This window comes from Sphingobacterium sp. BN32 (genome assembly GCF_030503615.1).
Taxonomy (GTDB): Bacteria; Bacteroidota; Bacteroidia; order Sphingobacteriales; family Sphingobacteriaceae; genus Sphingobacterium.
The window spans coordinates 514,971-527,668 of the sequence record NZ_CP129963.1; the positions used below are offsets into that span (position 1 = coordinate 514,971).

The window sequence follows — 12,698 nt, forward strand, 5'->3', positions numbered from 1 at the left end:
ATTATTCTTTCTCCGACGACTTTAATCTCAATTTTAACAAACTATAAACTCCGACCGCAGCAATACTCAATACCACCGTCTCAAACATCGTATCGATACCCCTAAAGTCTGCCAAGATCACGTTCACCACATTCTTTCCCTTCGCCAGAATATAGGCATTCTCGCCATAAAAATTCGAGGTGTCCTTGGACACAGGTTCGTAGAGCACTTTCAAGGCGATAATCGAAAGGATAGCGCCGAAACCAAGCGCAACGAACATATCTCTGATTTTTTGCCTTGGAGATGCTAGACTCAGGAAAGATGGTAATTTATAGAGAACCAATACAAAAAGTACGGTCGTCAAGGTGTCAATAGTAAATTGCGTCATGGCCAAATCGGGCGCGCTGTAGAATACAAACATCAAACAGATACAATAGCCGATGACACTCATGGAAACAACAGAGGTCAGCCTGGACGGGGTAATAATTACAATCAATAAAGCGCCAAGCAGGATGATAACAACTGCCACCTCATAGATGGTCAGCGGGGAAAGATGGTCGAAATTAATCTGTATAGGGCCGCTGAGCCATAACCTATAGATTAAAAGTGCCTCCGCAAATAAAATAATCTTTGAGTGGTACGATCGAAGATAGCCGTTGTGTATCGTATTGGTGTACCAGGTTGAGAACCTGAATAAATCGTTGCTATACCTTGTTAAGACCGTTTGTGCGGAGAACGCATTCCACTTTTCTACTCGCTTCACTTTTGCCTCACTTGGCTTGTTGATCAGGTAAATTAGCGTACCAACGACTAAGGTAATTCCGCTTAACAATAAAACGGTATTGAAACCATGCCATATCGCCAAGTGCATTGCTGTATCCTGCCCGAAAATGGCGTTGGCAGTTTGATAACTCAGCAAGTCGCCTACAATGCCCGGGAATACACCAAAAAGTACACACAAGATCCCTAGTATCAGTGGTGGAAGCCACATCGAGAGATAAGGCAAATGCAGTTTGCTATATTTCTCCGGCAGTTCGCCAAAGAAGGGTTTGAAACCCGCCATAAAACCTGCAGCGAGCAGACAGATATTCGTCACTAAGGCTAGTCCTGTCAATATCGTGCTCAAATGAGGGACGGCGTGTAAAGTAGACTCATAGATCAGGTCCTTTCCGATAAAGCCAAAAGTCAAAGGCACGCCAGCGCTGGAAAGTGCAGCTAATCCTGCAGCAATACCGACCGGCAAAAGGACCTTCCGTAGCCCCGATAAAACAGTAATATCGCGGGTCCCGGTTTCATGGTCAATAATACCCGTCACAAGGAATAATGTCGCTTTGTATAGTGCATGCACCAGGATGAAAACGCTGGCAGCAATAATCGCTTCCTTCGTCCCGATGCCCAGTAGAAAAACTAATATACCGAGCGCAGAAATCGTCGTATAGGCCAAAATCGACTTGAGGTCGATGCGGAATAAGGAATGTATTGCAGCGAAGAGCATGGTGAACCCACCGACGATCATCAATGGATAAGACCACATCTCCGTACCTCCCAAAATTGGAAAGAAACGCGCAAGCAGGTAGATGCCCGCTTTTACCATCGTCGCAGAGTGCAGATAAGCCGATACCGGCGTCGGTGCCTTCATTGCGCCCGGCAGCCAGAAATGGAATGGGAACTGCGCGGATTTGGTAAAAGCGCCAATAAAAAGAAAACCTAAAATCAAGGGATACAGCTCATGCTCTATAATCATGCTGCGCTGTTCAACCAAAGCAGAGATAGAGTAAGTCCCCGCTATATTGCCGAGCAACACTAAGCCGGCAACCAGGAAGAAACCGCCCATACCGGTTATCGTAAGTGCCGTTAATGCGCTCTTTCTAGATTCCGCCTGCTCATTGTTGAAACCGATCAGGAAAAAGGAACTGATACTCGTGAGCTCCCAAAAAATGAAAAGTAACAGCAGGTTATCCGACAGGACGAGCCCCAGCATTGCCGACATGAATAGTAACAGATAGCCAAAGAAACGATCGAAATAGGGATGTCCCTTGAGATATGTACGCGCATAAAAAAAGATGCCCGTACCGATTCCGGTAATCAGTAGACTAAAAAGCAGGGAAAGACCGTCGAGTCGAAAATCAAAATTTATGTTCAAGGACGGAACCCAGTCTATGTGTTGGATAAATGTACTCCCCGCGGATATCTTAGGAACGTAGCCCAGGTAGTACGCAAATAAACATGCCGGCACAATTGGTAGAATAATACTCCACTTCGATTTGATTTTTTTGCCAAACGGCACAAGAAATAAAGCAGTTATTAAACCAAATAAAATTGTAAAAAGCATGAATTATATTATAGTTAATTTGGGAATTGCCCTAAAAATAGTAAAAAACTACGATTTTTCCATGTAAAATTCAACCTAAAGATCAATTTAACTCGGAAAAGCTTACAATTATTATTAGCTTTAAACAATCAATTACTCGAATTGTTATGAATAATCTACCTAGACTTATGCTAGGCCTCATCCTTGGCCTATTGATTTTTGCGTTGCCAACTTTTGCACAGCAAGCCTACGTAAAACCGAAGCTTTCGAATCCCGAATCTTGGTCCTTTGTCCTCATCCCCGATCCGCAGACCTATATGAAATTCGAACGAAATCTAGGGACTTTTCACACCATGATTTCCTGGATTAAAGAAAATAAGGACTCCTTGAATACGCAGTTTGTCCTATGTACAGGTGATCTAGTCGAGCAAAACGATTTGCTGAACCCGAATGGAAAGCAAGCAAATCAAACCAGCAAACAGCAGTGGACAAGCATCAGCTCGGCTTTCCATCGCCTGAATGGTTTAGTACCTTACGTTCTTGCAACAGGAAACCATGATTACGGACATGTAAGCGCCGAATACCGCGCCACCCAATACGATAAATACTTCTCCCTAGAGCAAAATCCACTAAATGCAGCCGCAATCCGTGAGGTGGGCCCTAATCTGAATGGGGCATCAAGCGCTGTGAACGCGGTTTACGAATTTAAGACCCCACATCAGCAAAAGTTGTTGGTCATGGTTTTAGAGTTCGCTCCGCGCGATGAAGTCGTTGACTGGGCAAAAAAGACCTTAGATCAACCGAAATATGCAGACCATAGCGTTTTCCTCTTAACTCACACCTATCTTAACAGAGATAGCAAGCATATGCCTAGAGAAGGTTACAAGATTGAAGATGCAAATTACGGCGAAGCCCTATTCGAGAAACTCGTAAAACCTTCCAAAAACATTCGTATGGTATTCTCCGGGCATATCGGCGCTCCAGATAACTGGGCCGGCCACCTCGGATTCAGAGAAGACAAGAATGCCGCAGGAAAATCCGTCGTACAAATGGCATTTAACGCCCAAGCAATGGGCGGCGGATGGCATGGAAACGGTGGCGACGGCTGGCTACGCTATCTGGAATTCCTCCCGGACGGCAAAACCGTTAAAGTGAAAACATTCTCACCACTATTCGCTATTTCTCCAGCAACAAGACACCTCGCTTTCGAAAGAAGCGCAACACAGGAGTTTGAGTTTAAACTGTAATAGTATTTAGTAGTTAGTACTTAGTATAAAGACCTTTGGCGCAAATACGCTAATATCTCACATCTAATATCTAAAATCTAATCCCGCCCTAGGTCTAATTACTAACTACTAACTACTAAATACTACCCAATGCATACCCCTATCAAACCCGCTTCCAAGCGGGTTTGATAGGGGTATGCATTGGGTTTAAAAGGGGTTTGAAAGGGCTTTATGCAGAAGCAGACTCGAACAAAAAAAGAGGCTAACCCCTGGTTAGCCTCTGTACTATCTCTTTGTAATTCTTACTTAGGATTGCGATCTGAATTCTTCTGCTCCTTTGATAATCGATTCCACTACGGTTGGATCTTGTAGAGTCGAGGTATCTCCGAGGTTATTTAATTCGCCTTCGGCGATTTTTCTTAGGATTCGGCGCATAATCTTACCGGATCTTGTTTTCGGTAAATCTTGCACAAATTGGATGATATCCGGTTTTGCGATTGCTCCGATAATACGTTGAACAGTCTGCAAGATATCTTGGCGTGTTTTTTCAGCGTCGATATGGTGATTCGCAATGACATAAGCGTAGATGCCTTGTCCTTTTACAGGGTGTGGGTAGCCTACGATTGCTGACTCTACTACGTCGGCGTGCATGTTGATTGCGTTTTCCACTTCGGCGGTACCGATACGGTGTCCGGATACGTTCAATACATCATCCACACGGCCGGTAATGCGGTAATAACCTTCCGGGCTGCGGTAACAACCGTCGCCGGTGAAGTACATATTCTCGTATGTAGAGAAATAAGTTTGCTTACAACGCTCGTGGTCGCCCCATGTCGTGCGTAGCATACCTGGCCAAGGGAACTTGATACATAAGTTGCCCGACACATCATTGCCTTGAATTTCTTCACCGTTTTCATCCATCAAGGTTGGTTGAACGCCCGGCAATGGCAACATGGCATAACCTGGAATTTCAGGTGTAATTCCTGCAATTGGCGTAATTAAGTGACCGCCGTTCTCTGTCTGCCACCAGGTATCGGCAATCGGACATTTGCCCTTGCCAACTTTGTTATGATACCATTCCCACGCTTCTTGGTTGATTGGCTCACCTACGGATCCTAATACGCGAAGTGAAGAAAGGTCTTTATTTTCTACATACTCGTCACCAAATGCCATTAACGAACGTAGCGCTGTTGGTGCGGTATAAATGATATTTACTTTATGCTTATCGACGATATCCCAGTAACGACCAGCGTCAGGGAAAGTCGGGATACCTTCAAACATGAGTGAGGTTGCCCCTTGTGATAATGGACCGTAGACGATGTAACTATGTCCGGTGATCCATCCGATGTCCGCTGTACAGAAATATACTTCACCCGGTTGGTACTGGAAAGTGTTTGCGAAGGTATAGCCGGTATAAACCATATAACCTGCGGTTGTATGCACAACACCCTTTGGCTTACCCGTCGAACCCGAAGTGTACAGGATGAATAATACATCCTCTGCATCCATCTCTTCTGCCGGACAAGCAGGATTTCCTTGTGTTTCCACTTTTTTGATCTCATCTTCCCACCATACATCACGTCCTTTGATCATTGAAATTGGCGTGCGTGAGCGCGTCAATACGATTACTTTTTCTACCGACTTGCATTGCATCAATGCATCATCTACGATCGTTTTAAGTTCCAATACTTTTTTGCCGCGGAAGCCGCCGTCTGCCGTAATCACCAATTTACATTCCGCATCGTTGATACGATCGGCGATTGACTGTGCGGAGAATCCACCGAATACCACCGAGTGGATGGCACCGATACGTGCACAGGCAAGAACAGCAATCACAAGCTCAGGAACCATCGGTAGGTAGATACACACACGGTCGCCTTTGCGGATATTGTTGTTCTTTAATACATTCGCAAACTGCTCTACCTTCTGTAGCAATTGCTTGTACGATAATACACGGTGTGCTTCGCTGGGGTCGTTAGGTTCCCAAATAATAGCCGGCTTATCGCCGTTCAAATAGATATGACGATCTAAACAGTTTTCGGTGATATTTAATTTCCCACCTTCAAACCATTTTATCTTTGGCTCATCGAAATTCCAGTCAAGAACATTCGTCCATTTTCTCTTCCAAAAGAAATTGTCGGCAATCTCTGCCCAGAATGCTTCAGGTTGTTCTACACTCTTCTTATAGGCATCTTGATACGCCTCAAAAGATTTAATTTGAAAACTCATTTTTAATAAAAAAAAATTATAGGTCTACATTATCTTTGTCAGAGTTTTATTATTTTCGGTCAAATTGTTATTAAAAACGAAAAAATAATACCTCTTTAGCACTAATCTACCGATTTTTGTGAAGATTTGCTAATTTTTGTGTTCGTGAATCAAACCGCCTTTATCAATTGTTTGCAAGAAAGAACATTGAAATACGTTAGAGCAACATATCATTTTTTCGTCCATAGCAACCTTCTGATTGCCCTTGCTGCGGTGGCTCAATGCGCGCTAACCTATTACGTGCTGGACTTCGATATTAATCCGGCTATTCTATGGATTGAAGGCTCGACGACGCTCTTGCTATACAATCTCAGTTTATATCTTTCGAAACCGTCCAATCCCCAACAATCGCCATACTTAAGAACCCGTTGGGTTTTTAAATATGAATGGTTATTGTGGTTAAATAGTGTACTGGCAGTTCTGTTGCTTATTTACGCGCTTTTACAAATCCATCCCTATACCTTTTTTTATCTAGCCTTTGTCGGCTTAGTCAGTATGGCCTATGCAGTTCCTTTTGTTCGGATCAATGGGCAACGTCGGGGACTGCGATCAGTGCCCGGGCTTAAGCTCTTCTATATTGCGCTGGTATGGTCGCTCAGTAGTGTTGGTTTGCCTGTGCTGGAGCTTTACGTAGAAGGAGCGACGATTGATTGGTTTACAGCGAATTATCTGGGATTGGTCAAGATTGTCTTTCTTCTGATCTGCACCCTTCCTTTTGACATTCGCGACATGGAGCAGGATAGCTACTATAAACTCAAAACAGTGCCTACCATGCTCGGCGAGCCAGCGGCCATCAATCTTGCCTATATTCTTGGTATTGCCCATTTACTTCTTATCGCTTTCTCCCCCTACAGTATTCCGGTAAAAGCGGGGATGTTACTAACTACGCTGCTGATATTGCTGTTGATGAAATCGGTTGTTTTTACCAGAAAACGAAATTATCACACCGTCTATTTATTGGATTTAGCACTTATTGTGCAGTGGTTTTTGGTGTTTTTGTTTCGCTTAGCCTAGCGTATCCATTGTAATAATTGTTTGAACTTCTCCGAATTTTTGTAATACAAAAATATTTTCCCTTATTTTGTTAAATAATTATTAATAATATCCTAGAATACGTCTATCGTTTTAGCGAATCACTTATTAATGCGGATCTGTATCAGTTTCTAAAGCTGATATAAGCTATGTTTAGTGATTTTTTTATGAATTATGATTGAGATTGACTTATGGAATTTACTGCAGGAGGGAGATGAAGAAGCTTTCGCGCAAGTGTATCAACAGCATGTTGATGCATTATATTCTTATGGTCTCAACTTAGGATACAGTCCGGATGACGTTCAGGATAGTATTCACGATTTATTTGTTAATATATATAATAAACGTGGTCGATACACAGCCGTAAAAAATGTCAAGGTTTATCTGTTCATAGCTTTAAAAAATACCTTATTGAATCGCAGTTCCAAAATGGCGACGGTTTCTCTAAACCCGGAGGAGCATGATAGCGGTGAAGCAAGCGTTGAAGATTATTGGATCGCATCGGAAGCGGAAGGCGACTCGCGTGAACTGCTGAAACGTGGTATTGCGCAATTGAGCAGACGTCAGAAACAGGTGTTATATTTTCGATATTATAAAACCATGAGTTTTAAAGAAATTGCTGAACATCTGCACATCAACCCACAGTCTGCAAAGAACCTTGCCCAGTCTGCGGTCAAGAAATTAAGAGCATTTCTGATGATGATTTTGATTTTAGCCTTCCTCATTGCCTAATATTTTCTGAAACAGTCTGTTTTCAAAGGGCATCAAGTACTTTTCTTTAATGCTGTTCCAAGGGAAATATGATTTTTTTCTTCCTCTAAGTGCCTATCAACGCTGTTTTTAGAAAAAAGATAAAAAAATAACTTTTTTCATGAGTACCTTTTTGCAATTCTCATGTCCTTCCTATACCAGGCCGTAATGACCTTCTATTTATGAACGTTAATAACTATAATAACCATACTACTGAAGCTGATTTGCTTCGCGACGATTTCTTTATCAGGTCGATGCTCGCACCGACGGAAGAAACAGAGCGCTTTTGGCAACAGGTATTATTGGTAAATAATCTATCTGAAGAAGTTTTTGAGGGGGCAAAGCAAAAGCTATTGCAACCTGCCCATAGCATGAATCAGCATGCGAAGGATGCGCTATTTTCTCAGATCACGGAATCTACGCATACGCGCGTTCGTAAAATTTCCTACTATCGTTATGCTGCTGCAGCAATCCTCCTAGTACTCGGTATTTCATTTGCTCTTTTTCGGTATCAATCGAACGAAGTGCCTGTAAAGGAACTTGCAGAGAAGAGCCAAGCTGATACAAGCGGTATCCTATTGGTTACAGGAGATGGGGAAACCGTCAATATTGAGGGGAAAGAAGCAGTGTTAGATTTCTCTAATGCCAATGCGGTAACCGTTAATAAAAAGAAACTTGAGGTTGCGAGAATAAGTCAGGCTGTTCAACATGAAGTGCGTGTGCCGGTTGGCAAGCGTATATCGTTAATCCTTTCCGATGGGACCAAGATGTGGGTGAATGCAGGATCCATTGTTAAATTCCCAAGTCATTTTGATAAGAAGCAACGCGAGGTTTCAGTTGATGGGGAAGTATATGCGGATGTGGTGAAAAACCCGAAAAAACCTTTTGTATTCCATACGAAAGAATTCAATGTACAGGTATTGGGAACAAGTTTAAATATCCACGCCTATTCCGATGACCCGAATCAGCAGGTAACCTTAGTAGAAGGAAAGGTAAAAGTAAAGAGCTCACAAGGGGAGCATTTCTTGAAACCGGATGAGTCGTATTTCGCGGATGGTAAAACGGAAGAGGTACGCGAGGTTGACGTGACATTCTTTACCTCCTGGAAAGATGGCTTTTATCGTTTCAAAGATCAGCAGTTAAAGGATGTGATCCAAAATTTAGAACGCTACTACGGTACCGATATCGAATGCTCACCGAAGATTGCTAAAATGACCTGTTCGGGATATCTGGATCTGAAAGATGATATCAATATGGTTTTGCGTGGGGTAGCCTTTTCGATGGATATCAAATTTAAAAAAGAAGAATCATCATATAAATTATACCAATAAGCCTATGAATAGATAGTGAAATCTGATACTTAATTAACCAAAAAAAAGGCAATACATAAAATGTATTGCCCCCAAAATGCGTTTGCCGCGCATCTTATTTAAATAACTCTGATTAACAAATTTATGAAAGAATTTGAAAAGCTTCGCATTTCTCGATCAAAACAGTATTGCAGAAGCCTAGTATTAAGTTCGCTGCTTTTATTTTACGCAACGAACGAAACATTTGCCTCTCAATTCGACAAGATTGATGCAGCCACGCCGAGAATTACCGTTCATATTGGTAACACCACTCTGGTAGAGGCATTTAAGAAACTTGAAAACCATGGTGTTTTAGTTTTTTATTCTAATAATATTGATAAACCGAACAAATCGGTGAACGTTCATGCCGACAATAAAACACTAAATGAAGTGTTTGATAATTTGTTGGCCGGGACGAACAATACCTATTCTGTTGAAGGACGCCAGGTCTTTGTCAAGCGCAAAGGGGCTGCTGCTACCGGGCTCAGGCAAGGCAACGAAACGGCAAAACAAGAGCTAGAGGCTTCCGGACGTGTGTTCTCGGAGGACGGTAAACCTATTGGTGGTGCTTCGGTAACCGTAGTAGGGACCATGACTTCGGCAGCGACCGACGACAGTGGACATTTTAAAATTAAAGTTCCTAATGGCAAGGCAAAGCTTTCCATTAGTTATGTTGGCTATGAAACGCAACAAGTAAATGCCGGTCTCGACATCCGTGTTAGCTTAACGAAAAAAGAGGATGTGATCGAAGAAGTGGTGGTGACGGGTGTGACGAAGATGGATAGACGTTTATTCACAGGTGCCGCTACGAAGCTGAACGCTGAAGACATGAAGATCGACGGTATGCCCGAGATCAGCCGTTCGCTAGAAGGCCGTGTTGCCGGGGTTTCTGTACAGAACGTTTCGGGAACATTTGGTACAGCGCCAAAGATTCGTGTTCGTGGTGCTACTTCCATTTATGGTAGCTCTAAACCTTTATGGGTTGTGGACGGGGTAATCATGGAAGATGTAACAGAGGTGAGCGCGGACGATCTATCGTCTGGAGATGCGGTTACTCTGATCAGTTCGGCGGTTGCTGGACTGAATGCGGATGACATCGAGAGTTTCCAAATTCTAAAGGATGGATCAGCAACGTCGATTTATGGTGCTCGTGCTATGGCGGGGGTAATCGTTGTAACAACCAAACGTGGTAAAGCCGGCGTTAGCCGTTTAAGCTATACTGGTGAGTACACCAACCGTCAGATTCCTAGCTATGGGGAATTCAATATCATGAACTCGCAAGAGCAAATGGGCGTGTACAAGGAGATGGAAAGCAAAGGTTGGTTGAACTTCGGTGAAACGTACCGTGCACAGAACTCCGGTGTATATGGTCATATGTATAAATTACTGAATACCTACGACGTAAGGACTGGGATGTTCGGCTTAGCAAACACAGAAGAGCAAAAGCTTGCTTATTTACGTGCTGCTGAAATGCGCAATACGGACTGGTTTGATGTGTTGTTCAACAACAACTTAATGCAAAACCATTCCTTGAGTATGACAAACGGTACGGAAAAGTCTACTTACTATGCTTCTATTTCTGCGATGACCGATCCAGGATGGACCAAGCAAAGTAAGACCAACCGCTATACGGCAAACTTGAACATGAGTTATAAGATATTGCCAGATTTGACATTGAATTTAATTTCCAATGCGTCTACACGTCAGCAAAAAGCACCAGGTACTTTAAGTCAAGAGACCGACCCGGTATTTGGTGAGGTGAAGCGTAATTTTGATATCAACCCTTACAATTACGCAATGAATACATCGCGCGCATTGGAGGAAAATACATTCTATACGCGTAACTACGCGCCATTTAACATTCTTCATGAATTAGAGAACAACTACATTGATATCAATGTAACGGGTTTGAAATTCCAGGGAGAGGTGAAATGGAGAGCGATGCCTGGTTTAGAATTTACGGCTTTAGGTGCGTTCAAATATGAGAACAGTTCCCAACAGCACAATATATTGGACGATGCTAACCAAGCTTTAGCGTACCGCGCAATGGGCGACGCAACGATTCGTGATCAGAATAGCTTCTTATATACTGATCCGAATAATCCATACGCACTACCTATTTCGGTTCTTCCTGAAGGAGGTATCTATCGCCGTACGGATTATGGCATGTCGGGGCAGGATTTCCGTGTTTCCGGAGCTTACTCGAAAACTATTGCTGATAAGCACATCATCAATATGAACGTGGGCGGGGAGTACAACTCTTACGATAGAGATCGCTCTTTGTTTACGGGTTGGGGTATGCAGTATGCCCTAGGTGAAATTCCATTCTACGTTTATGAGTTCTTTAAACAAGGGATTGAAGCCGGTACTGACTATTATGCTTTGAACCATACGAGATCACGTAAGGTAGGTTTCTACGCAAACCCAACGTACTCTTATAAGCATAAATATATTCTGACCGGTACGGTTCGTTATGACGGTAGTAACCGTTTAGGATCTGCTAACTCAGCGAGATGGCTACCAACCTGGAATATTGGCGCTTCATGGAATGCGCATGAGGAAGATTTCTTTACGCGCTTGTTCGTACCAACATTTTCACATTTTACCCTTCGTACATCCTACAGTTTAACGGGGGAGAGCGGTGTTGACTTCGTGAACAATGCGAACATGATCATCAACAGTTTCAACCCATGGCGTCCATTCTCGGATATGAAAGAAAGTGGTCTGAAGATCACCGAATTCCCGAATGATAACTTGACCTATGAGAAGAAGCATGAGTTGAATATCGGTGCTGACTTAGGGTTTCTTGACAACCGCATCAACTTTGTGGTGGATGCCTATACGCGTAATAACTTTGACTTGATTGGCCCGATCTACACCGATGGTGTTGCTGGTAAATCGTTGAAGTGGGGTAACGTAGCGGCGATGAAGTCCAAAGGTATCGAGTTCACCCTATCCACACGCAACATTGTTCGTGAGGACTTCAACTGGGCATCTAGCTTTACGATGGCTTGGAACGAGACCAATATTACTCGTTTAGATGCGACATCGCGTGTGGTAGACTTAGTTAAAGGTACGGGATATGTGCAAGAAGGATATCCGGTTAGAGCGATTTTCTCTATTCCATTCGTAGGATTGGACAGAGAGGGTTTGCCGGTGTACATCAATCAAGATGGAATAGAAACCTCTTATGACATCGACTTCCAAGAGAATGCGCCGAATAAGATGAGTTTCTTGAAATACGAAGGTTCAGCCGATCCAAATACGATGGGTTCTTTTGGTAATATCTTCACATATAAAAATTTCCGCTTAAATGTGTTTATGACTTACTCGTTTGGAAATGTGATTCGTTTGGATCAGGTTTTCAGAAACAAGTATGACGATATGCGTGCGATGCCACGTGAGTTTGCGAACCGTTGGACTTTACCTGGCGATGAGGCCTATACAACCATTCCGGCTTTGGTTAACCGTCGTGATTCAGACGATAACCCAGATATGAAGATCGCTTATAATGCCTACAACTTCTCAACGGAGCGTATTGCTGACGGTGGTTTCATTCGTATGAAAGAGATTTCTCTAGGCTATGATTTCCCTAAAGACTGGCTTGGTCCGCGTATGAACAACCTTTCTGTTAAGTTACAAGCGACCAACCCATTCTTAATCTACGCAGATAAGAAGTTAAATGGTCAGGATCCAGAGTTCTTCCGTTCAGGCGGTGTTGCAGCTCCGGTACCAAGACAATACACTTTCACGGTGAGAGTTGGAATATAATCTATAATTGAA

General features: G+C 43.0%; 7 protein-coding genes. 5 read left to right on the plus strand and 2 right to left on the minus strand.

The features are described from left to right. Position 1: 1 nt before the first annotated feature. Positions 2–2,311 (minus strand): putative monovalent cation/H+ antiporter subunit A, encoded by a 2,310-nt coding sequence (locus QYC40_RS02245; RefSeq protein WP_301992161.1) that lies wholly within the window; start codon positions 2,309–2,311, stop codon positions 2–4. Positions 2,312–2,457: 146 nt separating this feature from the next. Between QYC40_RS02245 and QYC40_RS02250 the strand changes: the two genes are divergently transcribed. After that, positions 2,458–3,537, plus strand: a complete 1,080-nt coding sequence (locus QYC40_RS02250) for a metallophosphoesterase (protein ID WP_301992162.1) — start codon at positions 2,458–2,460, stop codon at positions 3,535–3,537. Positions 3,538–3,822: 285 nt separating this feature from the next. On the opposite strand, the gene acs is transcribed toward QYC40_RS02250, so the two are convergent. Next, positions 3,823–5,745 carry an acetate--CoA ligase gene (acs, locus tag QYC40_RS02255; protein ID WP_301992163.1) on the minus strand — a complete coding sequence of 641 codons (1,923 nt, stop codon included), beginning with the start codon at positions 5,743–5,745 and terminating at the stop codon, positions 3,823–3,825. A gap of 186 nt (positions 5,746–5,931) precedes the next feature. Here acs and QYC40_RS02260 point away from each other — a divergent pair, with 186 nt between their 5' ends. The 4 genes from QYC40_RS02260 to QYC40_RS02275 all read left to right on the plus strand — a co-directional run bounded on the left by QYC40_RS02260 (position 5,932) and on the right by QYC40_RS02275 (position 12,686). Next, positions 5,932–6,798, plus strand: coding sequence for a hypothetical protein (locus QYC40_RS02260; RefSeq protein WP_301992164.1), 867 nt, complete (start codon positions 5,932–5,934; stop codon positions 6,796–6,798). 192 nt (positions 6,799–6,990) lie between these two features. Then, positions 6,991–7,548, plus strand: a complete 558-nt coding sequence (locus QYC40_RS02265; RefSeq protein WP_301992165.1) for an RNA polymerase sigma factor — start codon at positions 6,991–6,993, stop codon at positions 7,546–7,548. A 200-nt stretch (positions 7,549–7,748) separates the two neighbouring features. After that, positions 7,749–8,897, plus strand: a complete 1,149-nt coding sequence (locus QYC40_RS02270; RefSeq protein WP_301992166.1) for a FecR family protein — start codon at positions 7,749–7,751, stop codon at positions 8,895–8,897. A 123-nt stretch (positions 8,898–9,020) separates the two neighbouring features. Then, positions 9,021–12,686: a SusC/RagA family TonB-linked outer membrane protein gene (locus tag QYC40_RS02275; protein WP_301992167.1), complete on the plus strand. Its 3,666-nt coding sequence runs from the start codon at positions 9,021–9,023 to the stop codon at positions 12,684–12,686. The last annotated feature ends 12 nt before the right edge of the window (positions 12,687–12,698 follow it).